The sequence below is a fragment of the Streptosporangium sp. NPDC000509 genome, from assembly GCF_042898365.1.
Classification (GTDB): domain Bacteria; phylum Actinomycetota; class Actinomycetes; order Streptosporangiales; family Streptosporangiaceae; genus Streptosporangium.
Genome location: NZ_JBIAYX010000019.1, coordinates 107,208 through 131,151, shown reverse-complemented (window position 1 = coordinate 131,151; position 23,944 = coordinate 107,208). Strand labels below are relative to the sequence as shown.

Annotated in this window: 10 protein-coding genes; all 10 read right to left on the bottom strand. The window is 72.3% G+C overall.

The window, feature by feature from the left end; genetic code table 11:
• Positions 1–309: 309 nt before the first annotated feature.
• The 10 genes from ACFY3D_RS31415 to ACFY3D_RS31370 all read right to left on the bottom strand — a co-directional run bounded on the left by ACFY3D_RS31415 (position 310) and on the right by ACFY3D_RS31370 (position 23,778).
• Positions 310–1,704 carry a salicylate synthase gene (locus tag ACFY3D_RS31415; RefSeq protein ID WP_389986067.1) on the bottom strand — a complete coding sequence of 465 codons (1,395 nt, stop codon included), beginning with the start codon at positions 1,702–1,704 and terminating at the stop codon, positions 310–312.
• Positions 1,701–3,539, bottom strand: coding sequence for an ABC transporter ATP-binding protein (locus tag ACFY3D_RS31410; protein ID WP_389986064.1), 1,839 nt, complete (start codon positions 3,537–3,539; stop codon positions 1,701–1,703). Before ACFY3D_RS31410 ends, ACFY3D_RS31415 begins: the two co-directional genes overlap by 4 nt.
• Positions 3,536–5,344: an ABC transporter ATP-binding protein gene (locus ACFY3D_RS31405; RefSeq protein WP_389986061.1), complete on the bottom strand. Its 1,809-nt coding sequence runs from the start codon at positions 5,342–5,344 to the stop codon at positions 3,536–3,538. Before ACFY3D_RS31405 ends, ACFY3D_RS31410 begins: the two co-directional genes overlap by 4 nt.
• A gap of 146 nt (positions 5,345–5,490) precedes the next feature.
• On the bottom strand, positions 5,491–6,273 hold the full coding sequence (locus tag ACFY3D_RS31400) for a class I SAM-dependent methyltransferase (RefSeq protein ID WP_389986058.1): 783 nt from the start codon (positions 6,271–6,273) through the stop codon (positions 5,491–5,493).
• Complete coding sequence (locus tag ACFY3D_RS31395; protein WP_389986055.1) at positions 6,255–7,106, bottom strand: thioesterase II family protein; 852 nt, start codon at positions 7,104–7,106, stop codon at positions 6,255–6,257. Before ACFY3D_RS31395 ends, ACFY3D_RS31400 begins: the two co-directional genes overlap by 19 nt.
• Positions 7,100–8,374 carry a cytochrome P450 gene (locus ACFY3D_RS31390; RefSeq protein WP_389986052.1) on the bottom strand — a complete coding sequence of 425 codons (1,275 nt, stop codon included), beginning with the start codon at positions 8,372–8,374 and terminating at the stop codon, positions 7,100–7,102. The genes ACFY3D_RS31395 and ACFY3D_RS31390 overlap by 7 nt, the downstream gene beginning before the upstream one ends.
• Positions 8,371–10,377, bottom strand: a complete 2,007-nt coding sequence (locus ACFY3D_RS31385) for a Gfo/Idh/MocA family oxidoreductase (protein WP_389986049.1) — start codon at positions 10,375–10,377, stop codon at positions 8,371–8,373. The genes ACFY3D_RS31390 and ACFY3D_RS31385 overlap by 4 nt, the downstream gene beginning before the upstream one ends.
• The gene (locus ACFY3D_RS31380) at positions 10,374–11,525 is read right to left on the bottom strand and encodes a saccharopine dehydrogenase NADP-binding domain-containing protein (protein ID WP_389986046.1); all 1,152 of its coding nucleotides are present in this window, start codon (positions 11,523–11,525) and stop codon (positions 10,374–10,376) included. The genes ACFY3D_RS31385 and ACFY3D_RS31380 overlap by 4 nt, the downstream gene beginning before the upstream one ends.
• The gene (locus tag ACFY3D_RS31375; protein WP_389986043.1) at positions 11,522–17,032 is read right to left on the bottom strand and encodes an amino acid adenylation domain-containing protein; all 5,511 of its coding nucleotides are present in this window, start codon (positions 17,030–17,032) and stop codon (positions 11,522–11,524) included. The genes ACFY3D_RS31380 and ACFY3D_RS31375 overlap by 4 nt, the downstream gene beginning before the upstream one ends.
• On the bottom strand, positions 17,029–23,778 hold the full coding sequence (locus ACFY3D_RS31370) for an amino acid adenylation domain-containing protein (protein ID WP_389986039.1): 6,750 nt from the start codon (positions 23,776–23,778) through the stop codon (positions 17,029–17,031). The genes ACFY3D_RS31375 and ACFY3D_RS31370 overlap by 4 nt, the downstream gene beginning before the upstream one ends.
• Between the last annotated feature and the right edge of the window lie 166 nt (positions 23,779–23,944).

Below are 23,944 nucleotides of genomic sequence, written 5' to 3'. Positions count from 1 at the left end.
CCGGGCAGTACTTCAGCTTCCCCGATCTTCTTGTGGTGTGAGTCGACCTTGGGTCGGCCGACCGGCCGGGTCGGCGCCTCGGCCGCGCCGTGGTCCCGGGCCGTCCTCCAGCTGGAGCGAAGCCGACCCCTGCGCATCGCGGAGACTTCTCTGAGCGTCCCTGAGACGCTCACGCTCTTCCGCTGTGGCGGCCGTCGACGCCGGAGAACGCCTCTCCCGACACCGTGCCCGCCCCGACTCAAAGGCTTCAGGTATCGAGCCTGATCAGGTGAAGAGACGGGCATCCGAGCCGATGGGGCATGCGCTTCCTCACGTGCGGTGGAAGCGCATATGCGGGACGACGCTTCGTAGCTTCTCGCACGTCTCCTCGTATTCGCGTTCCGGGGTGGACTGCCCCATGACGCCCGCCCCGGCACGGAGCCAGGTGCGCTCTTCCTGCGCGAACAGTGTGCGCAAGACCAGTGCCGCGTCCAGTGAGCCGTCGGTTCCCGCTCGGAACACCGCCCCGCCGTAGAGCCCTCGGGGTTCGGGCTCATGGCGGTTCAGAGCCGCGAGGGCGGCGCTTTTAGGTACGCCGGTGACGGTGACCGCCGGGAAAAGCGCCGCGAACGCCGACCAGGGGCCGAGGTCCTCGCGCAACTGCCCGGCGACCTGGGAGGCGAGATGCTGTACCGAGCCGCGTGCCTTGACCGTCATGAACTCCTCGATCACCACCGAGCCGGGCCGGCAGATCGTCTCCATCTCCTCGGCGGCCAGTCGTACCGAGATCGCGTGCTCGTGCACCTCCTTCGGATCGGTGCGAAGCTCCTCGCGCAGGCGGCCGTTCTCGGCGGGGTCGGGCCCCAGGGCTCGGGTGCCCGCGAGTGGCTGGGTGCGGATCCGGCCGTTCGCCTCCACCTCGACGACGGTCTCCGGGCTGAAGCCGGTGGCTCGCCGGCCGCCGAGGTCCAGCAGGAAGGAGCGCGCGGGGGTGTTGGCCCGGCGTCCGGCGAGGTAGGAGGCGGCGAAGTCGGGCTCGTTTCCCTCAGGCAGTACGACGACCCGCGACAGAACGGCTTTTTCCAGGAGGCCCGCCTGGATGTCGGCAACGCTGCGGGCGACGGCGTGGCGGTAGGCGGACGCGCCGGAGGCGATGAGGCGTTCGACGTCCGTCGCGGTCGTCGGCGTGTCGGCCGCGACGGGATCGTCCGGGCTCTGGAGCAGGGCCGTGACCTTCGCGGCCCAGGCCTCGTCGATGGCCCGCAGTTCGGCCTTGCCCGGGCTGAGGGCGACCTCCACGCAGGGAACCAGGAACGACAGGAGCGGTTGCGTTCCCGCGGCGGCCGGATCACCGTGCAGCAGGTGGGCGAGTTCGAAGGTGGCCCATCCGTACAGGTGACGGGTTGCCTCACCGCCGTTTCCGAGTGCCGTGAGCGCTTCGGCGACCCTGTCCAGTGGCTTGCCTTCGGTGGCCGCGCTCCATGCGCGTCCGTCGGCGCGGGCGACGACATCGGTCGCGTCCGCGGTGAGCGTGACGGCGGAACCCGCCGCGAAATACCAGATTCCGGCGTGCTCGTAGACGGCGTACTGTTCGCCGAGGCCGGCTCTGGCCAGACGCGTGGCCGCGCGGGCCGGGTCATCCGGGGCGTCGAACAGGGCCGTGCATGTGAGGGCGGGTACGGCCCGCGCCCAGTCGGTCCACGGTTCGGATCGCCTGGCGGTCATCGTTGTGCTCCTTGCCGTGCGGTGTTCTCGTGCTTCGGTGGACGCGCCGGTCGGGGCCGCTGGGGGCACGGGGCCACTTCCAGCCGCCAGCCGTCCGCGTTGGTGCGCTGTCGCCAGAAGTCGGCGTAGGTGCCGCCGCTGGCGGCGAGGTGGGCGTGCGTGCCGCGTTCGGTGATGCGCCCGTTCTCCATGACGAGGACCTGGTCGGCGGCGAGCACGGTACTGAGGCGGTGGGTGATGACGAGCAGGGTCTTCTCGGCGGCCAGGGCCTGGACCGTGGACGTCAGCACGGCCTCGTTCTCCTGGTCGAGTGCGGCGGTCGCCTCGTCCAGGATGAGGATCGGCGCGTCCTTGAGCAGGGCGCGGGCGATGGAGACACGCTGACGCTGTCCGCCGGACAGGGCGGTGCCGCCCTCGCCGACCCGGGTGGCCCAACCGTCGGGCAGTTCCTCCACCACCCGGTCCAGCCCGGCCATGACCGCGGCGCGGCGCAGTTTCTCCTCACCGGCGTCCGGATCACCGACGCGGACGTTGTCCTCGATCGTGCCCTCGAAGAGGTAGACGTCCTGGAAGACGATCGAGACGGTCGCGGCCAGGTCCTCGGAGGTGATGTCGCGGACGTCGACCCCTCCGATGCGGACCGTGCCGCCGGTGGTGTCCCAGAAGCGGGCCAGCAGCCGGGCGACGGTGGTCTTGCCGGCGCCGGACGGCCCAACGAGAGCGGTCATGCTGCGTTCGGGGATGCGGAAACTCACGTCACAGAGCAGTTCGGCCTTCGGATCGGTGCGGGAGGTGGAGTCGCCTGTGGTGTCGTGCCGATAGCCGAAGCGGACCGCGTCGAACTCCACGTCGGCTCCGTGTGGCAGCCGCGGTTCGGCCGGTTGCGGGAACGGTTGCCGACCGAGGACGGCGTCCAGCCGTTCCAGGCTGTTGCGGGCGATCCGCATCCCGGCGCCCAGGTCGGCCGCGCTGGACAGGCTGTCGGTGAGCCGGCCGACGAGCACCAACAGGGCCAGCAGGGTCGGCACGTCCATGGAGCCATCCAGGGTCCAGGAGACTCCCAGGGCCAAAAGGAGGGCGAAGACCGTGCGGGTGACGAAGGCGAAGGACACCAGGCCCGGCACGCCGCGGCGGATCAGCCGGCGGTCGGCACGCGCCTCCGCCACCAGGGCGTCGTCGAGTGCCCCGTAGCCGTCGACGGTTCGGCCGAAGGCGCGCAGGACCGGCTGGTTCTGCGCGAACTCCAGAACGCGGTCGGCTGATTCGCCGATCGCTCCGTCACGTCCCCGGTCCAGCCTGCTCATCACGGAGGTGCTCCACAGGTGTACCGCCAACAGCACCGGCGCGCACAGCAGCAGCACGAGCGCGACCCGGACGTCGAAGAAGAAGGTGGCGGCCACGATGGTGAGCGGGGTGAGCACCGAGCTGGTCAGCGGGCGCAGCAGGTGCGCCGGCATGTTCATCACCTGGATGACGTTCTGGCCGGCCAGGCGGCTGAGTTCGGCGGCCCGCCCGGGAGTGAACCAGCCGATGGGCAGATTAAGGGCGCGGTCGGCGAGTCGCCGGTGCAGCACCCGCGAGAGCCGGGAGCCGACGGTGAAGCCGCTGCTCACAGCGACGGCTTGGAGGGCGGCGTAGGCCAGTGAGCAGACCGTCAGGGCGGCGAGCCACGGCCATACCTCGCCCGGCCTCTCGCCGAGCAGGGCACGCAGCACCGGCACCAGCAGGGCGAAGGCGAGGCCTTGGAGGATGGCTGCCCCTGCCAGTACGACGAGGAGACGGTTCAGGAAACCGGATCCCTCGGGTCCGAGGACACGGTAGAGATGACGGATCATCGTGAGGTTCTCTCCGGGGAGGCGGCGGGGCTGTCGTGAACGGTCGGTGCCGTCGAGACCGGGATGGGGAAAGGGGTTGTTTCGCTGCCGGCCTGTGCCGCCTCCTGGGCTCTCCACAGCCGGGCGTAGCGGCCTTCGGCGGCCAGCAGGTCCAGGTGGCGCCCTTGTTCGATGATCCGCCCGCCGTCGAGCACCACGATCTGGTCGGCGTGACGGACGGTCGCCAGCCGGTGGGCGATGACCAGCAGCGTGCGACCGGTGGCCAGGGTGGACAGCGCGTCCTGGATCAGCGCTTCGGAGTAGGGGTCGGCGTACGCGGTGGCCTCGTCCAGGACGAGGACGGGGGCGTCGGCGAGCAGGGCGCGGGCGATGGACAGGCGTTGTCGTTCGCCACCGGAGAAGGAGACTCCGGTGGTGACCTCGGTGGCGTAGCCGGCGGGCAGTTCGGTGATCCGGTCGTGGATCTGGGCGGCGCGGGCGGCCTGTTCGACCTGGTTGTCGTCGGCCGAGGGGCGGCCGAGACGGATGTTGTCGGCGACGGAGGCCCGCAGCAGCCGCACGTCCTGCAGGACGAAACCGACATGGCGGTAGAGGTCGGCGGCGGGTATGTCGCGGACATCGGCACCACCGATGGTGACGGCGCCCGCCGTGACGTCGTGGAAACGCAGCAGCAGTGAGGCGAGGGTGGATTTACCCGACCCGGAGGGGCCGACGAGCGCGGTTACGGTACCGGGTTCCAGGTCGAGGTCGATGCCGCTCAGGGCGTCGGTGCGGCCGTCGTAGGAGAAGGACACCTCGCGCATCGAGATGCGCGAGCCCTGGGGGACGGCGGGTGTCGGGCTCCGCGGCAGGGATGGGGTGTCGAGCAGCGCGGAGATGCGGGTGGCGGCGGCCTGGCCGGCCCGGATCTGCTGGATCCGGGGGCCGACCACGCCCATGGGGGCGGCGATGGCCGGTCCGAGCAGGATGAACGGCACGAGGTCCGCGGCGGTCGTCCATCCGCCGGTGACGAAGGCGGCTCCCACCACGGCCAGCAGGAGCAGGACGACGGCCGGGGAGACGACGAGCAGAGCCGCGGTGGAGGTGACCAGTGTGGTGCGGACCCAAGAGGTGAAGAAGTCGGAGAAGCCGTCGGTGGCGGCCAGGAAGCGTTCGTGGACCTTACGGCTTCGGCCGAAGGTCTTCACAACGGCGATGCCGTTGGAGAACTCCACGGCGGCTGAGGAGATCCGGCCCAGGGCCGCTCCGTACTCGGCCATCTGCGCCGCCGCTCCGGCCATGGCCCGGCTGAACAGGTAGGCGCCCAGGGCCAGGGGCAGCACGCTGAGCAGCGCGAGCCGCCAGTCGAGGGTGAACAGGTAGACCAGCGCGAGAAGCGGGGCGACGAGGACGGCGGTGACGTCGAGGAGGGTGTGGGCGACGAGCGTGTGCAGCGCGTGCACGTCGTCTTGTACGGCGCGTTTGATCTCTCTCGCGCCCTTGGAGGTGATCCATCCCAGCGGCAGGCGGCCGGTGTGCTCGGCCAGCCGGCGGCGCAGCGCGAGTTGCAGGTCGTTGTCGGCGAGATGGCTGACCAGCCCGGCGGCGGATCCGAGGAGCATGGCCGCGAGACCGGACAGGCACGCGAGGGTGACCAGCGGCCAGAGCTCGTCGCCGAGGGCGGGGGAGCCGTCGGTGAGGTGGACGGCGATGCGGGCGACGGCGATGAAGGGGATGACTCCGGCCAGCGCGCCGGCGGCCTGCAAGGCGACGGCCAGGGCGAGGCGGCCTCGGACCTGGCGCAGGATGCCGCGTAACGGCGCCACTCTCGGGGCATCTGACGAGGCCGGCCCTTGGGGGGCACCGGGATCGTCAGGGACGTCAGGGACGTCAGGGACACTGTGCAGGCCGGACGTTCCGGAGGCCGCGGACGCGCCGGGCCGCTGCGGGTCTCGGCGTGAGGTGGGTGGGGTCATTTGACGAGGACTCCGATTTCAGGGATGGCCTGGCCGCCGGCCTCGGTGATGCGGCGGCTCGTCATGCCCGCTTCGCGGGCGAGCCGGGCGACGTCGAAGGTGTGCCAGTCGTAGCTGTCGGTGATCTCGCGGACGGTGCGGCCGTCTCGCAGGACCTTCCAGGTGGTGGTGAATCGCATGGCGTCGCCCTGGGCGGGCTCGCCGCCGATCCACCACTCGTAGGTCTGGCGGCCGATGGTTTCCCGAAGGGACATCACCGGTGGGATGACGCGTGGGGCGGAGACCCCCATCAGCTCAACGATGATGAGACCGCCGTCGGGCAGCCGGTCGCGCAGCCTGCGCCACAGGGCGCCACGTTCGGGGGCGGTGAGATGTCCGGCCACACCGAAGATCACTACCGCGGAGAGCCGTTCGGGGAGTTGGAGGTCTTGTGCCGAGCCGTCGACGACGGTGACGCGGCGGCGCAGGTCGGCCTCCCGGGCGATCCGGGAGGTGAGGACGGCCCGCATGGTGGCGGAGGGCTCAGCGGCGATGATCTCCGCTTGCGGCAGCGCGGCGGCGATGACCTCGGTGATCCGGCCGGTGCCGGCGCCGATCTCCAGCACGGGGCCGCAGGAGACGTCGACGCCGGCCAGGACACGGGTGAGCGGTGGTCCGCTGCTGGCGGTGTGGCGGGTGGCGACCATCTCGTAGAACTCGGCCGAGGGCGAGTAGTAGTCGATCATGGGGTTCTCCTGGTCGGGCGGGCGCGGCCGGATGGTCAGGGGGTGCTGGGCCACCGGTGAGCGCCCATGGCCAGTGAGGGGTCCAGACGGCGAAGCACCGCCGTGACGACCTCCTGGCGTCGTGGAGCGAGGTAGAAGTGGTCGCCGGGGAAGGTGTGGACCTCGGTGCGGGCGGTGGTGAGATCCGCCCATCCGCCGGCTCGGTCGCGACTGCTGCGCGGGGTCAGCTCCGGGTCGGCCGCGCCGGTGAACACCTCGATCGGGCAGCGCAGCGGGGGGTGGGGGGTCGGGTGGTAGGTCTCTATGAGGCGGTAGTCGTTGCGCACGCAGCCGAGCACCACCGGGCGCAGATCGGGATCGGTGAGTACCTCGTCGCTGGTGCCGCCGAGCCGTCGCAGTTCCCGGGACAGCACGTCGTCGCTCTGCCGGTGGATGTCGCCGATGGTGGCGGTGCCCGGGGCCTCGCGGCCGGAGACGAACAGTCGTCGCGGGCCGAGCGCCTGGCGGCGCCGTAGGTCGTGGGCCACCTCCCAGGCGACGGCCGAGCCCATGCTGTGACCGAACAGGGCATAAGGGCGGTCGAGCAACGGCGCCAAGGCGTCGGTGACAGCTGTGACCAGCTCGTCCATCCGGTCCACCGGAAGGTCTTCGAAGCGGTCCTCCCTGCCCGGGTACTGGATGCCCCACAGCTCGACCTCCGGTGGCAGCAGGGTCGCCCAGGGGCGGTAGAAGCTGGCAGTGCCACCGGCGTGCGGCAGGCAGATCAGCCGTAGCCGGGCCGCCGGCCGCGGGCTCCAGCACCGGATCCACGGGCCCAGACGCCGCGGCGCCGGGTGGGAATCGGTGCCTGTCCACGGGGCGGGTACGCCGGGGTGGGCGCTCACCATGTCACCGGCAGCCGCTCGATGCCGAAGGTGGCCGAGTCGTGCTTGAATTCGATCTCCTCGTCCGTGGCTGCCAGGCGCAGCGTCGGCACGCGGCGGATCAGCGTCTCCAGGGCCACCTCAAGCTCCAGCCGGGCCAGGTGCTGGCCGATGCACTGGTGGACGCCGTAGCCGAAGGCGACGTGGTGGTTGTCCGGGCGCCGGAAGTCGACCTGGTCGGGGTCGGGGAACTGCTCGGGGTCGTGGTCGGCGCCGGCGAGCAGGGCGATGACGCCGTCGTCGGCGGGTATCACCGTGCCGGAGATCTCGATGTCCTGGGCGGCGACCCGCAGCGGGATGGAGTCGGCGATCGACATCACCCGCAGGAACTCGTTGACGGCGGCCGGCATCAGGGAGGGGTCGGCCCGCAGTTCCTCCATCAGATCGGGCCGCTGCAGGAGCAGCAGGGTGCTCAGAGCGATCATGTTCGTGCTGGTCTCGCGTCCGGCGTTGATGGTGATGCCCACGGTGGACAGCAGTTCGGGCAGGGTGATGTTGCCGGTCTGCAGGTGGTCGACGACGAGTCTGGACAGCAGGTCGTCGCCCGGCCGCTCCTGCCGCTGGGCCACCAGGTCGGAGATCAGGGCGAACAGTCCGCCCAGTGCTTCGGCGACCTGCTCGGCGCTGCTGTGGCGGGAGCCGGAGATGCGGGTGACGTCGCGGAAGAACTCCAGGTTCTCTGCGGGGATGCCCAGCAGTTCGCAGATCACGGAGGTGGAGACGGCGTTGGCGTAGAGGGGGACGAAGTCGACAGGGGCCTGGGTCGCGAGCATGGAGTCCAGGAGGCCGTCCACGATGGTCTGCACGGCGGGCCGCATGGCGCGGATCCGGCGGACGGTGAACTCCGGCAGCAGCATCCGGCGGTAGCGGGTGTGCTCGGGGGCGTCGGTGCGGATGAAGGGGCGCAGCCGGGCCCCGATCTCCTGCTCGCCCTCGCCGAGGGCGGGGAAGTTGGGGCGGCGAATGTCGGCGCTGATCCGCGGGTCGGCGAGCAGTTCGCGGACGTCCTCGTAGCGGGAGACCACCCAGGCCTCACGTCCGGTGGGCAGGGTGACCCGGGCGACGGGTTCGAGGGTGCGCAGGCGGGTGTACTCCTCGGGGGCGGAGAAGGGGCAGCCCCGGCGGATGGGGAAGTCCCGCGGGCGGGGGGCGTCCGCTGTGGGGGAGGTGGCCTTGTCCGCGGCGGGCGCGGGAGCGGGGGAGGGCACGCTGGAAGGCGTGGGCGGGTTCATCGGTCGTCCTTCGTCGTTGGCGAGGAGGGGAGAAAGAAGGGAAGGGAAGGGGCAGGGGAGGCCGCGACCGGCTGCCGGGTGAGTTCGGCCAGCGGCGGCGCGCCGGGCCGGGTGGGCAGCAGCCGCGCGTGCAGCCCGGACTCCTCGGCCACCTGTCGCAGCCCGAAGGGAATCCACCGGTAGGAGTCGTGCACCAGGCGCAGCGGGACGTCCTCGTCGTCGCGGTACACCCGCCAGGTGGTGTGCAGCCGCATCGTGGCGGGATCGTCCTGGTCGGGGGCGCCGGAGAACCACCATTCGTAGCGGTGGCGACCGGCGCGGGCGGTGGCCATCCGAGCCTCGGGAAGGATCAGAGGCCTTTCCATCCCCATGAGCTCGACGATGACGACGCCCTGCGGGGACAGGCGCGGCAGCAGGCGCTGCCACAGCCGCCGGCGTTGCCCGGCGTCCAGGTGGCCGAGCACGCCGCACAGCAGGACGGCGCTGACGCGGTCGGGCAGTTCCAGTTCCGGAGCGGCGTCGGCGGTGATCGTCACTCTGGGGCGCAGGTACGGGTCGCTGAAGACGCGGCTGGTCAGGACGGCCCGCATGCCGGTGGCCGGTTCGCAGGCGAGGATCTCCGCATCGGGCCGGGCCCGGGCGACGGTTTCGGTCAGCAGGCCGGTGCCGGCCCCGATGTCGAGCACCGGTCCGTGCGAGAGGTCCGCGGCGGCCAGTGCCCGCGCGACGGCGGGGGCACTGGCGCCGGCGGTGTGCTCGGTGGCGATGAGGTCGAAGAACTCGGCCGACGGCGTGTAGGAAAGCTCCACCTCGCTGCCTGTGCCGGGTGGGCCGGACGGCTCCGGCGGGGGAAGCGGCCCAGGTCCGGTGCCGGCGGGGGAGCCGGGTGCGGCGCTCGCCTCTCGTGCTTCGGCCGGGCCTGGCCAGGCGGGGAACAGCTCGCCGGCCGGAAGGGGACGTGGTGCGGGAGGCCGGATGATCTCCGGCGGCCCGAGCCGTGCGGCCAGGTCGGACCAGATGCGGCACACCGTCAGGTCGTATTGTGCTGCCCGCAGGACGTCTTCGCCGTCGGTCACGGCCGTTTTCAGCCCGTCGAGCGCGTGGCCGACGGCCTGGGGCCACAATCGGGTGAACACCTCGCGGAACGTCCCGGTGCCGCCGACGACGGAGGTCGTCGTGAGGTCGAGGTCGCCGGTGCCCGGCCCGTCGAGGACGAACCGGCGGTCGTCGTCCCGGTTGACGTGCAGTCGTGGGCTCCACAGCAGCGGTCCGTGGGTGTCGGCCAGTGTGAGGACCCCGCCCTCGGTGCCGAGTGACACTCGGTGCCAGTGCAGGGCGTGGTTGTCGCGGTCGGCGGGGTCGAGCTGGTGGTGGACCCGAACGGTCAGCGCCACCCCGCCGAGGACTCCCTGCAGGAGCCGGAACGGTTGTGTGCCGATCTGCGTGGGCAGGGCCAGGGGGTCGGTGAGGCGCCAGGGTCTCAGCGAGCCGAGTGCCCGTCCGAGGATGTCCACCATCGGTTGCATCAGGTGGACGGGAGTGGCGGCGTCGACGAACAGCGGCTTTTGGCGGGTGGTGAGCCTGCGGGCGGCCTGGATGAACGCGCGCACCGGCTCGACGTGCGGGTAGTGGGTGTTGAGCCGGTACTGCACGCGGTGGCGGTGGGCGAGTTTCAGGCACTCGGTCAGCTCGTCCAGATGAACGGGGTGTTCCTGCATGACATGGATGCCGCGGCTGATCAGGGCCTTGGCCAGTGCGGTTCCCTCTCCTCCCGATATCGATGAGCCGACCACGACGCATGCCGCGTCGATGTCGTCCGGCAGTCGGTCGACCTCGGTGTAATGGGGGACGCCGAGACCTCGCGCGTAGGCGCGGGAGGCCTCGGAGCCGCGGCTGAGGATCGCGGCCAGGGTGTAGCCGGGGTGGGCCAGGACGGCTTCGGCGTAGAAGCGGCCGAAGTTGGTGCCGCAGACGACCACCCGCAGCGGAGCTCGCTCGTTCACAGGACGCCTTCCTCGACCGGCTCGTCGACGGATTCGGACAGCTCGAACCGGTCGACGGCCCCGCCGCCGCGGAGCCGGTCGGCGACGGTGTCCGGGTCGAGCACGTCGCAGGCGAAGTGCACGCCGGGCGGGACGCTCGTCCTCAAGATCGCGTCCACGGCCAATGCCCCGACGGCGGCGGTGAGCCGGTAGCTGCTGGCGGTGCGTACCGTCAGCCGGCGCCACGCGGGCCGGCCGGCCGAGGTGCCGGTCAGCCGGAAGTCGAGCACGTAGTAGGGGGCGCGCCCGGCCAGGTCGAGGTCGGCGGCCAGGATCAGCCGGGCGGCGAGTTCGTCGAGGTCGGCTCCTGAGGCGAGGCGGCCCGGCAACAGGTTCAGCAGGGCACGTACCTGCGGGCCGGGGTGGACGTTGAACCAGTCCACCCGGTCCAGCCCCAGACGCGTGGCCAGACGTTCGCTCTCGCCGCTGAGGAAGGGCTGCACGGCCACCCGGCCGGGAAAGCCGGGGATCTCGCCGTTTTCGACGGCCCGCAGCGCCCGGGAGACCCGGCGCCCGCCGCGGACGGCGGCCAGCGGTTCCCCGTAGGCGGCGCCGTTCGCGCCGCCTGCGGTGAGGGAGAGCATCAGGTCGACGGCCACGGTCGGGGAGCAGGGCTCCAGGCCGCCGCAGTGAGCGGTCAGCGCCGATGCCTCCTCCAGATCCTGGCGGGCGAGCCAGCGCGGCAGGATGGCCGACAGGCCGGGCAGCGCTCCCGCGGACAGGATCACGGTCCGGCCCTCGCGGGCCGGGTCGCCGTCGTCGAGTAGGTCTTCCGCGGCCGGGTCGTCGCCGGCCACGTCGACGCAGTGCGCTCCGGCGGCCAGCGCGGCCGAGGCCACGGTGGCCCTGAGCCGGTAGGTCGGGCCGACGCAGTTGAGGACGACGTCGCATCCCCGCGCGAAGGCGGCCAGGCTCGCGGCGTCGTCGACGTCGGCCCGGACGACGTCGCCGCCGCCGGCGAGTTCCTGGCCGGCCACGGCCCGCAGCGCGTCCGTCCGGCGCCCGCCCAGGCGCAGCGCGCCGTGGCCGAGGTCGCGCAGCTCGCGGACCGCGACCCGGCCCACCGCGCCGGAGGCGCCCAGTACCCCGATGACGCGCGTGTCGCTCATCGGGTCACCGCGCCGTCGGTCAGCTCGACGAGGATCTTCAGCACCGCGGGGGCGTGCTCGGCCGACAGGCAGCTGAAATGGTCGCCGCCGATGTCGATGATCTCCAGGTCGCCCAGGGTGAGCTCCTGCCAGTACTCGGTGACGGCGGCCTTGCTGCCGGGGAAGGGGTAGGCGCCGTCGTGCCGCAGGAAGGTGATGTCGCCGGCGTAGGGTTCGGCGCTGTAGCGGGTGATGGCGAAGACGCTCTGGCGGTAGGCGGAGAACAGCCGGGTCATGTGGTCCGGTTCGTAGCTGCCGGCCGAGGCGGGTACCGCCTCGCACATCCGGGCGATGCGCGTGACGCGGGGTACCGTGGCCAGGGTGCGGAAGCATGCGGCGACGTCGGCGTACTCGCCGGTGAGGGCGGCGAGCCCGCCGTCGGGCAGGACGCCGGGACTGCCGGCCAGCACAACGTCGGTGGCGGCCGCCACCCGGTACTGGTCGTCGGGGAAGCCGAGGTCGGCCGGGTCGATGCCCATCATCACGGCGAAGGAGTACTCCGACAGCAGTTCGTCGTCGAGGCGGAACCTCGGGCTGTGACTACTGATGACCGTCAGGCTCTCCACCTGGGCGCCGGACTCGGCCAGGTTGCGGGCCACCTCGGTGGCGATCAGGCCGCCCAGGCAGTACCCCACGACGTGGAAACGCCTTTCGCCACCCGCGGTCAGCGCGCGGGCGTAGTCGGCCGCGAGCTGCTCGATGAGCCCTTCGGGCGGGGCGGCCAGATAGCGCTCCAGGCCGGGGACCTCCAGGCCCACGACGTCGGCGACTCCGGGGGAGCGCCGCCTGATCTCGGTGACCAGCGCCCGGTACGGCATGATCGTCCCGGTTCCCGCGTGGACGAGGACAGTGGTGGGCTCGTCCGCCGAACGGGCGCCGTGCAGGTGGATGACGGGATCGACCGGCGCGTCGGGCCGGTCGATCGGCGACTCGCCGGTGAGGCCGCGCAGGAAGGCGGCCAGACCGGCCACTGTCGGGCGGCGCAGCATGTGCCGCAGCACGACCTCCCACTCCAGTTCGGCGGCCTGGGGGATCCGCTCCCGCAGCCGGCCGACCATGCGGGCCACGAGCAGGGAGTCTCCGCCCAGGGCGAAGAAGTCGTCGGTGCGGCCGACGTGCTCCACGGCCAGCAGCTGCGTCCACAGCTCGGCGAGCTTGCTTTCCAGCTCGTCCATCGGCCGCTCGTCGGCGGCCGGAGCCGCCTGTGTGCCCTCGCGGGGCAGCCAGGAGCGCAATCGGTTGCGGTCGGTCTTGCCGTTGGCCGTGCGGGGCAGGGCGTCGACGATCTGCCACAGCGACGGAACCATGTACTCGGGCAGCCGGGTGGACACACCGCGCGTCAGCTCGCCCGCCGTGACGTGGGCGCGGTCGGCCTTCAGGCGGGCGAGGAAGAGTTCCTGGCCGGTGGCGGCCAGCGGGTCGCCCGGTTCGGGAAGCGAGACGACGTCCACCGCTTCGTGCCGGTCCAGCAGGTCCAGCCATTGTGGCCGGGTGAGGAAGGACTGCCCGTTGTGCGCCCTGTGGTCGGTCCAGGTGCGGCCGGCGACCTCCAGGAACTCCATGGACACCAGCAGCGGGTAGTGGTCGTCGCGGGTGTTCTCCACGAACATCAGGTGGCCGCCGGGTACCAGCAGCTCACGAAGCCGGGCCAGCGCGGCCTCGGTGTCGCAGGTGGCGTGCAGGGTGTTGGCGCACACCACGACGTCGAAGGAGTTGGGGACGAATCCCTGCTCACGCAGGTCCTCGTCCACGTCGAGGCGTTCGTGACGCACCCAGGGGTGGTCGGCGAAGCGCTCGCGTGCCTCGTTGAGGAAGAACGTCGACGGGTCGCTGAACACGTAGTCCACGCCGTATTCGGCGAGGGCCGGCACCAGTTCGCCGGTCGTGCCGCCGACGCCGCCGCCGACCTCCAGCACGCGCAGCCGCTCCTCGCCCGCGTGGCCGGCGGCGATCTCCCGCACGGCGGCCACGAGGGCCTGGTTGAGGTGGCGGATGGCCAGGTTGTCGCGGTAGGCGGCGTCGGCCGCCTCCACGCCGGCCCCAGGAAAGAGCAGCGCGCGGATGTCGAGGTCGCCTGAGATGAGTTCGGGCAGCCGGTCGGCGCAGGTGCGCATGACCTCGAGCAGCGCGCTGCTCCAGCCGACCTCCCGCTCCAGCGCGGTGGCGCGCTGCCAGGCGTGCTCCAGCTCCGCCGCGGAGACCGGGCGCAGTCCGCCGAAGGTCGCGGTGGCCTCGTCGAAGCCCAGGCGGCCCTGGCTGGTGAGCGCGCGCAGCCAGCGGCGCAGGACATGGCGGTGACGCGGGGTGGCGCGCAGCGCGGCGCAGATCTCCTCGGCGCTGTGTCCGGCGCTGTCGGCGAACAGCCCGGCGTCGGTGAGCACCCGGCTCATCACCGAGAGCGCGACCTCGTCGAGTGTGTCGAGGAAGGTGGCCAGCCGTTCGGTGTCGATCCGCGCGGAGGCCTCGCCTACGGCGTGCGCCGCGGCCTGGCGCGCGCGGGCGGCGGCCGGGGGCGCGGGTTCGCCGGACCCATGGTGCGCTGTTTCGACGAACGCGGCCAGGCGGCGCCCGCCCGAGGTGGAGTCGTCGACCAGGACGGCTCCCACGCCGACCGAAGGGTGTGCCTGCAGGGCGGCCTCGATCTCGGCGAGTTCCACTCGGTAGCCGCGGATCTTCACCTGGGCGTCCTCACGGCCGAGGAACTCGATGTCGCCATCGGGCAGGTAGCGGCCCATGTCGCCGGTGCGGTAGATCCGCTCACCGGTTGCCGGGTCGGTGATGAAACGCTCCGCGGTGCGGGTTTGGTCGCCGAAGTAGCCCATGGCCACTCCGGCTCCGCCGATGTACAGCTCACCGGCGACCCAGTCGGGCCGGGGCTGCAGGGCGTGGTCGAGGACGGCGAAACGCTGGTTGGTCAGCGGACGGCCGTAGGGGATGCTGGGCCGGGCGGTGTCCACCGTGCCGACGGGATGGGCGATCGACCAGATGGAGCCCTCGGTGGCGCCGCCCAGGGAGATGACCTCCAGGCCGGGCAGGATCGTTCGTGCCTCGTCGGGCAGGGTGACCGGGATCCAGTCGCCCGACAGCAGCGCCAGGCGCAGTGTGCCGTCTCGGCCGGGGGGTTCTGAGCGCAACCAGTCGCAGAGCATCTGCAACTGGCCGGGCACCGAGTTCCAGACCGTGACACCGTGGCTGGAGATGAGATCGGCCCAGTGCGAGGGGTCGCCGCGGCGCCCGGCCTCGGGCAGCACCAGCACGCCACCCGCCGACAGCGGGCCGAAGATGTCGTAGACCGACAGGTCGAAGCCCAGCGAGGCGATGCCGAGGACGCGGTCGCCGTCGGTGACGGCGTAGCGGTGGTTGATGTCCTGGACCGTGTTCAGGGCGGCCCGATGGCTGATCATCACTCCCTTGGGTGTGCCGGTGGAGCCGGAGGTGTAGATGACGTAGGCCAGATCGTCGGGGGCGGCGCGACGCGCCGGGGCGGCGTCGGGGGCGTCTCCCTCGGGCAGCCGGTCCACCACGACAGCCGACACCTCACCGGGCAGATCGTCGATCTCCGCCAGCCAGGACTGGGTCAGCACGGTACGGACGGCGGCGTCGGCGAGAATCGCATCGCGGCGGGCCGGGGGCTGCACGGTGTCGACGGGCAGGTAGGCGCCGCCGGCCAGCAGCGTGCCCAGCACGGCGACGACCTGCTCCCAGCCCTTGTCCATCCAGACGGCGACCGGTTCGGCCGGGCGCAGTCCGGCCCCGGCCAGCAGGTCGGCCACTTGCGTGGCTCGCCCGAGCAACTGGCGGTAAGTCAGGGTGCGTTCGGGGGAGTGCACCGCGACCGCCTCAGGGGTGGCCAGGGCGCGGGCCAGGATCGGCTCGTGAAGCAGTGCGTCCGGCAGTGGGCCCTGCGTCGTGTTGACCTCGATGCGGCGGGCCGCCTGCGCCGCGGGCAGTTCGACGCGGGCCGGCCGCTCCCAGGCGTCCTCGGCGTCGTCGCCTTCGGCCGCCAGCAGTTCCACCAGCGTGAGGTAGGCGCCGAACATGTCCTCGGCGACGCCGTCGGGCAGGGCCCCCTCGCGGATGTCCCAGGACATGACCAGCGTCTGGCCCCGCTCCATGACCTGGCAGTCCAGCCACACCTGCGGGGTCTGGGTGAGGGCGTAGGAGACCTCCGGCGGGATGCCGTCCGCTGCTCCGGCGCCGCCCAGGGCGCTGGTGAAGACGACCGGCATCAGCACGGGGGCGCCGGCCCGGCGCGAGAGCTCGGCCAGCACCTCCGAGCCGGTGAACAGCGGGTGTTGCAGGTCTTCCAGCAGCTGGGCGCCGATTTCCCGGACCCGCTCGGTGAAGGAGGCCGGCGCGCTCAGGTCTACGGCGAGCAGCTCCACCGAGGTGAAGTCCCCGACGAGGCGGCCGATGTCCTCGTGCAGCGCCGGGCGATCCACGGTCGGCACGTTGAGGGTGAAGCGCGCGGCGCGCGACCAGCGGCCGACGATCTCGGCGTACGCCGTGAGCAGCAGCGTCGAGAGGGTCAATCCACGCCGCCCGGCGCGCTCGTGCAGCCGTCGCCTGGCCTGCGCCGGCAGCGACCGCTCCAGGCGGCGGAAACGGACGTCACCGTCACCGGGGTCTTCGGTGGCGGCCCAGGATTCGGCGGTCGGCAGTTCGGGCGGGGGCGGCAGCTCCTGCAGCCGCGCCGTCCAGTACTCCCGGTCCCGGGCGTAGGCGGGGGTGTCGGTCAGGGCTCGCCGGGCCAGGACGTAGTCCCGGAAGGTGATGCCCAGCGGGGCCGGTGGGGCGGTGTCGCCGCGGTACAGGTGGTGGAACTCGGCCAGCAGGATGCGCAGGCTGGCGTGGTCGACGGTGAGCATGTCGAACGACAGGTGCAGCACGGCCCGCCCGGGGGCCCGGGTGATGTGCACGTCGAACAGCGGCCAGCGGTCGGTGGGCCCGCGGCGCAGGGACATCCTGGCGCGGGCGTCGTTCAGGGCGGCGTCGGCCTGTGCCGCGCCGGCGGTGTCGGTGTCGGTGACGCGCAGTTCGGGGGTCTGCGGCAGCACCTGCTGGTATCCGTCGGTGTGGACGACCGCGCGCAGCATGTCGTGCCGTTCGATCAGATGCTGCCAGGCGGCGCTGACGCGCTCGGTGTCGAGTTCGGTGTACTCCAGCTCGACGTAGGCGTGGCAGGCGACACCGCCGTAGGCGTAGGCGTCGGCCCGGCCGATCAGGTAGGCGGCCTGGATGCCCGTCAGGGGGAAGGGGGCGTGGCGGCCGGCCTCGTCGTGGTGCAGGGGGCGCCCCTTCTGCTCGTCGGCCAAATGGCGCACGATCGCGTCCTTGTGGGCGCGCAGCTCGGCGCGTCGCTCGTCGGTGAGCAGGCCCTTGGGCGCCCGGAAGCGCAGTTGCCCGTCCTGGGCCCACAGGACCACGCCGTCACGTGCGTATCGGGCCAGCAGTTCGGTGATGTTCACAGTTCTCCGATTTCGATGTCGGTCGCGCCGGCGACCGTTGCGGTGATCTTCGCGCCGAGCGCGGCGATGGTCGGCGCGGCCAGGAGGGTGCGGATCGTGATGCCGGTCCCGAAACGGCGTTCGATCGCCGACACCAGGCGGATCGCCGACAGGCTGTCCCCGCCGGTGGTGAAGAAGTCGGCGTTGCGGTCCGGTGCCGAACCGGGCAGCTGGGCCTCCCACAGCTCGGCCAGTGCCTTCTCCACCTCTCCTCGGGGCGGTTCGGCGTCGGCCGGGGAGGTGTCCCGGGCGGCCAGCAGGGCCAGCGCGGCGCGGTCGACCTTGCCGTTGGCGGTCAGCGGCAGCGCGGGAAGCAGCAGCACCCGGGAGGGAACGGCGTAGGCGGCCAGGCGCTCACCGAGCCAGCGATGAAGCCGCTCCAGCAGCCCTGGCATCTCCGGGCCGGGAGCGTCGTGCCCGGTGGGGGAGCCGCCGGGCAGGTCGCGGGGGACGGCGAAGGCGACCAGCCGCCGGGCGGTGCGCTCCCCTGCGGCCACCACGGCGGCCCGCGAGATGCCGGGGTGGGCTTCGATGGTCGCCTCGACCTCGCCGGCCTCGATGCGATGTCCGGCGATCTTCAGCTGGGTGTCCAGGCGGCCGAGGAATTCCAGGAGCCCGTCCGAGCGGTAGCGGCCCAGGTCGCCGGTGCGGTACCAGCGCTGCCCGTCGTGGGTGGGGAACTTCTCCGCGGTGCGGTGCGGATCGCCCAGGTATCCCATGGCCAGCCCCGCGCCGCCGATCCACAGCTCGCCGGGGGTCCAGTCGGGGCAGTCGCGGCCGAAGCCGTCGACGACGCGGTAGCGCTGCCCGGTCAGCGGGCGCCCGTAGGGGATGGACGCCCAGCTGGGATCCACCTTCTCGACGGTGAGGGTGTTGGACCACACCGACGCCTCGGTCGCGCCGCCCATGGCGACGAACCGGCAGGGCCGCGCGGTGAGCGCCCGCAACCGGCCCGGCAGGTCCAGGCCGATCCAGTCGCCGGAGATCAGCGCGACGCGCAGCCTGCGCAGCGTTTCGCCGTCGGCCACGGCGTGCTCGGCCGCGTCCAGGAGGAGGTCCAGGAGCGCCGGCACGGTGTTCCACACCGTCACCTCGTGACGGTGGACGAGTTCGGGCCAGCGCCGGGGTTCGTGTCGTAGCTCGTCGGTGGGCAGCAGCAGTGATCCGCCGGCCGACAGCAGCCCGAAGATGTCGTAGACCGACAGGTCGAAGTCCAGTGCGGACAGGGCGAACACGCGGTCGCCGGGGCCGATGTCGTGGCGCGCCCCGATGTCGGCGACGGTGTTCCAGGCCGCGGCGTGGGAGATCTTCACTCCCTTGGGCTCACCCGTCGACCCGGACGTGAAGATCACATAGGCGAGTGCCTCGACCGGCACGTGACGCGGCTGCTCCAGCGGTTCGTGGCTCAGCGCTTCTTGAAGGGACATCACCTGGTGTGCCCCGCTGTCGTCGGGCGCGCTGGCCCGCGGCGGTCCGGGCCGTTCACCGAGGGTCAGGCCGATTTGCGCGGCCGCTCGTATCCGGTCGCGGCGGGCGGCGGGCTGGTCCAGGCCGATCGGAACGTAGGCCGCTCCGGCGGCCAGCACACCCAGCACGGCCGTGATCTGCTCGGGCCCCTTGGGCAGGCTGACCGCGACGAGGTCGCCCGGCCGCACGCCGCGCTCCCACAAGGCGGCGGCGGTGCGCAGCGCCCCGTCGGCGAGCGCGCCGTAGCCGGTGGTGCGGCCTTCAGGGGTGATCAGTGCCGTCCGGTCCGGTTCGGCGGCGGCGCGTTCGAAGAAGGTCTCGTGCAGGAGCCGGGGGGTGACGGGGTCGCCCTCCTCCTCCAGCGCCACCTGCGCGCGCCGCCGCCGCTGCGCGGCGGGCAGCAGGTCCGGGATCGGTGCGCTCCAGTCGCCGTCGGCCAGGTGGTGGATCAGCCGGGTGTGGGCGTCGAACATGGCCTCGAGCACGCCGTCGCTGAACAGTTCCTCCACCGCGTCCCAGGTGACGACCAGCTCGCCCGATTCCTCGGTGACCTGGTTGTCCAGGATGACCTGGGGGGATTGGGAGATTCCCCACACCTTGGGCGGGAAGCCGGAGGCCGGGTCGGACAGTCCTGCGTCGCCGACGCCGAGCGCGCTGGTGAACACCACCGGCGCGGCGGCGTCGAGGGTGCCACTGCGGCGGGCGAACTCCCGCAGCAGCCAGGCGATCGGCACGTCCTGGTGGTCGAGGTCCTCGGCCTGCCGCCGCTGCAGCGCGGCGGCGGCCGACAGCCAGCCGTCGCCGGAGCGGCGGTAGGCGGCCAGGGACAGGGAGGTGAAGTCCCCCAGGACGCGGTGGACGTGCGGGTGCACCTCGCGCCGGTTGAACAGGGTGAGGGTGAGGGTGAGGGTGAGGGCGTCGGTTCCGCTCCAGGTCGCCAGGACCTCCCCGTAGGCGGCGAGCAGCACGGTGGACGGCGTCAGGCCGTGCCGGGTGGCGCGCTCCTTGACGGCGCGCCAGGCGGCGGCGTCCAGGCGCAGTTGCCTGCGGGTGAACCTGGGCGTCTCGAGCAGTGCCGGATCACGGTCCAGGGGCAGGGCGGGGACAGGGGGCAGTTCCTCCAGCCGTGCCTGCCAGTGGGCGCGGGCCCGTTCGGTGGAGCGAGGGTCGGTCGGCAGCTGGGTGAGGTAGTCGCGAAAGGACAGCTCGATCGCCGGGAGCGAGGTGTCGGGGTCGGCGTAGAGGGCGTTGAGCTCGGCGTACAGGGTAGTGATCGACAACGCGTCCAGGACGAGGTAGTCCAGGCCGATGGCGAGCCTGGTCCGGATCGATCCGGCGGGGCCGGGGTAGCGCACCGCCGCGAGGTCGAAGAGCGGCCAGCGGCCGGGGTCACGGACCTGGTGGGACATCCGCTCGCGCAGGGCGGCCAGGGCCTGGTCGGTTCCGGTCTCGTCGACCTCCTGGCAGTCGATCCGATACGGTTCGACGCTCTCCAGCACCTGCTGCGTGCCGTTTTCCACGACGGCGCGTAACATGCCGTGCCGCTGGATGAGGGTCCGCCAGGCCCGCTCCAGCCGCCTCAGGTCGACGTCGGCGCCGTCGAACTCGCTGTAGTGCCAGGTTCCGACGCCGCCGAGGGTGAAACCGCGATCGCGTCCGGTGTGGTAGGCGGCCTGGACGTCGGTGAGTGCGAAGGGCTCGTGGGCGCGGCCGGGGTCGGCTGCAAGGACGGGAGCCGGTGCGGTTTCCTGGCCGGGGGCCTCGGGCCGCAAGGTCAGCAGCGCGGAGAATTCCCGCAAGACCGGGTGGGCGAAGAGCGCGGCCACGCGGGCCCCGCCGACGCCGGCGGCGCGCAGCCGGCCGATCATGCGGGTCGCGATGAGCGAGTCGCCGCCGAGCGCGAAGAAGCCGTCGCCGCGGCTCACCTCGCCCACCCCGAGAAGGTCGGCCCACACGTCCGCGACCATGGTCTCCACCGGACCGGACGGGGGTTCCGCCGCCACGGGGCGCTCGCGTGCGGAGGCCGTCAAAAGGTGCCGCACGGCCGCCCGGTCGAGCTTGCCGTTGGAGGTGAGCGGCATCGTGTCCATGACCAGGAGATGCTCGGGAAGCATGTAGGCGGGCAGCTGTTCGGCCGCCCGGCTCCGCAGGAGGTCGAGGTCCAAGAGGGCGCCGCCCGCGGGCGATATGGGCGACACGGCCGCCGCGAGGCGGCGGACCGGGCTCTCCAGCACGGCGGCCACCGCGTGCAGCACGTCCGGGTGTTCCTCCAGGGCCGCTTCGACCTCGCCGAGTTCGATGCGGTGCCCGCCGATCTTCACCTGGTGGTCGGCGCGGCCGAGGAACTCCAGAACACCATCCGGCCGGTAGCGGGCCAGGTCGCCGCTGCGGTACCAGCGCTCGCCGTCGTACTCGACGAACCGGGACGCGGTGCGCTCAGGATCGCCGCGATATCCGGTGGCAACACTCGGGCCGCCGATCCACAGCTCGCCGGGCACCTGGTCGGGGCAGTCGCGTCCACGCCCGTCCACGACGCGGGCCCGCATGTTACGCAGCGGCACGCCGTAGGGGATGGACTTCCAGGAGGGATCGACCTCGTCGACCTCGAAGACGGTGGAGTGCACGGCGGCCTCCGTCATGCCGCCCAGCGCCACGAAACGGCAGCCCGGGACGAGGGCGCGCAGCCGGGCGGGCTGGTCGAGTCCGACCCAGTCGCCGCCGAGCAGGACCAGGCGCAGCGCGTCGCCGAGCCCGGCGTCCCCGCCCGCCACCATAAGCAGGTCCAGCAGCGCAGGCACGCACTGGACGATGCTGATGTCGTGTTCGCGGACGAGGTGGGCCCAGTGGTGGGCGTCGCGCCGATGCTCCTGGCCGACGACGATCACCTGCCCGCCGACCGACAGCGGGGCGAAGATGTCGTAGGTGGCGAGGTCGAAGTCGAGGGCGGAGATCGCCAGCGTGCGGTCGCCGGGACCGAGTCCGAACTGGTCGCCCATCGCGTCGACGGTGTTGACGATGGCGCGGTGGGAGACCTCCACCCCCTTGGGCAGCCCGGTCGAGCCGGAGGTGAAGAGCAGGTACGCGGCACTGTCGGCTCCGGGGTGGGCGACAGTGCCGGGGGGCAGCCCTTCGGCGTCGGCCAGGCGCAGCACGCTCACCCCGGACAGGTCGGCGCACAGGTGGGCGTGCGCGTCGTCGGTGAGCACGACGGCCGCGCCGGCCATGGCGTGGATGCGGCCGCGCCGGACGGCGGGCTGCTCCACCCCGACGGGCGCGTAAGCGGCTCCCGCGGCGAGCACTCCGAGGACGGCGGTGATCTGGCCGGAGCCCTTGGGCAGGGTGATGGCCACGGTGTCGCCCTCTCGCACACCGTGGCGGCGCAGCAGGGCCGCCACCTTCCGCGCCGCCAGGGCGAGGGCGGCGTAGGTCAGCGCGGAGCCGTCCTCGGCGATGACGGCGAGGCGGTCGGGCCGCTCGTCGACGAGGGCGAAGAAGCGTGTGTGCAGGGCGTGGCCGGGGGGCGGGGACGGGGGCAGGGCGGCGACGGCGCGGGCCGGGAGCCGGTCGGCGGCCAGCAGCGGCCCGACGGGCAGCAGCCAGGCCTCTGAGGTGCTGAGGAGGCCGGTGACCAGGCGGCGGTAGGCCTCGAAGGCCGCGTCCGGTACACCGGGGGCGAGCACCCCGTCACGGACGTCCCAGTTGAGCAGGAGTCCGCCGTCGAGTTCGGTGACCTGGGCGTCCAGGAAGACCTGGGGACCCTGGGAGATGATCCACACCGGGCGTCCGAAGGTCGCCTGGACGTCCGGCTCGAAGATCTCGCCCAGGCCGATGGCGCTGGTGTAGACGACCGGCGCGAGGACGGGGGCGCCTTCCAGCCGCGCGAGGTCGCGCAATACCTCGACGCCGCCGTACGCGCCGTGGGCGATTCCCGCTTGCAGGCCGTCCTGCAACCGCCGGGCCTGCTCGGCGAAGGGCAGGGGGGCGCTCATGTCCGCGTCGAGCAGGACGGAGCCGCTGAAGTCGCCGATGAGGCCGGCGACATCGGGAGTGATCATCTCCCGGTCGAACAGCGGAAGGTTGAGCAGGAAGCGGTGGGTGTCGCTCCAGGCGGCGATGACCTCGGCGAACGCGGTGGCCAGGGCGGCGGCGGGGGTGATGCCGTGCAGCCGCGCCCGGGCCAGGAGGGTGGCCTTGGCGTCCGGGTCCAGCCAGTGGTGCAGGCGCCTGGAGTGGGTGAGTGCGTGGTCGGCTGCGGACACGGGCCTCAGCGGGTCCACCGTCGTGGGCAGCCGGGGCGCCCGGGGGAGGTCGGGGAGCCGGTCGCGCCACCACCGGGCGGCCCGTTCGCGTTCGGCGCCACGACGCCGGGCGTGTTCGGCGAGGTAGCGGCCGTAGTCGAGGCTGAGGGCGGGCGGTGACACATCGGGGCGCTCATACAGCCGGCGCAGATCGGTGAGCAGGACGCGCAGGCTCAACGCGTCGCCGGCCATCATGTCCAGATCGAGCTGGAGCCTGGTGCGCCCACCGGGCAGCAGGCACAGGGAGACCCGGAAGACCTCGCCCGCCGCGATGTCGAGGTGGCCGTGGGTGTGGCGTTCGCGCAACGTCTCCAGCGTGTCGGTGACCTCGTCGGCGGGCAGTTCTCGCAGGTCGTGGACGACCAGGCCGGCGCCGGGCGCGCCGTAGCGCTGGCGGCCCTCGTCGTCGAAGCGGGCCCGCAGCATGCCGTGCCGCTCGGTCAGGGCGCGCAGCGCGCGGTCGAGCCGTACGGGATCCACCTCCTCGCCGTCGAGTTCGACGTAGAAGTGGGCGGCGACGCCGCCCAGCGGCTGGCCGTCCTGCCGGCCGATCCAGTAGGCGTGCTGCATCGTCGCCAGCGCGAACGGCGCCTCCTCCTCGTGACCGGGGTCCGGGGTGAGGAAGGGGGAGGGGATGTCGAGGGGGGCCTGCCGTGCCTTCTCCGCCAGCAGGGCGCTCCAGGAGCCGAGCACCGGGTCTTGGACCAGGTCTTGGAAGGTGACGGCGACACCGTGGCGGCGCCACTGGCCGGCGAGTTTCATCACGGTGAGGGAGTCGAGACCGAGCTCGAACAGGTCACGCTCCTGGTCGATCTCGTCCGCCGGTATCCCCAGCGCCTGAGCGACCACCTCGCGCACGTCGTCCGGCGCGAACGCCGGTGCTTGTGAAGGCGGCTGCAGCAGGGGCGACGTCTGGTCTGGGACGGAGTGTTCGTCACTCAAGGGTGGGTTTCCCTCCGGTGTGGGCTCTCGGATGTTCGTGGTGCTTGCCCGCGGCGTCGCGTCAGTGAAGGGCGTGGCGATGAAGCAATATAGTAGAAATGATTATCATTTCTGTCCGTGCATCCTAAACGGACGGATGCGGCAGATGCCACTCCCAGCGGGAGAC

Bases quoted from the DNA above. Each gene is read 5' to 3' on its own strand.
- ACFY3D_RS31415 (WP_389986067.1), bottom strand. From the start codon at position 1,704: ATGACCGCCAGGCGATCCGAACCGTGGACCGACTGGGCGCGGGCCGTA.
- ACFY3D_RS31410 (WP_389986064.1), bottom strand. From the start codon at position 3,539: ATGATCCGTCATCTCTACCGTGTCCTCGGACCCGAGGGATCCGGTTTC.
- ACFY3D_RS31395 (WP_389986055.1), bottom strand. From the start codon at position 7,106: ATGGTGAGCGCCCACCCCGGCGTACCCGCCCCGTGGACAGGCACCGAT.
- ACFY3D_RS31390 (WP_389986052.1), bottom strand. From the start codon at position 8,374: ATGAACCCGCCCACGCCTTCCAGCGTGCCCTCCCCCGCTCCCGCGCCC.
- ACFY3D_RS31380 (WP_389986046.1), bottom strand. From the start codon at position 11,525: ATGAGCGACACGCGCGTCATCGGGGTACTGGGCGCCTCCGGCGCGGTG.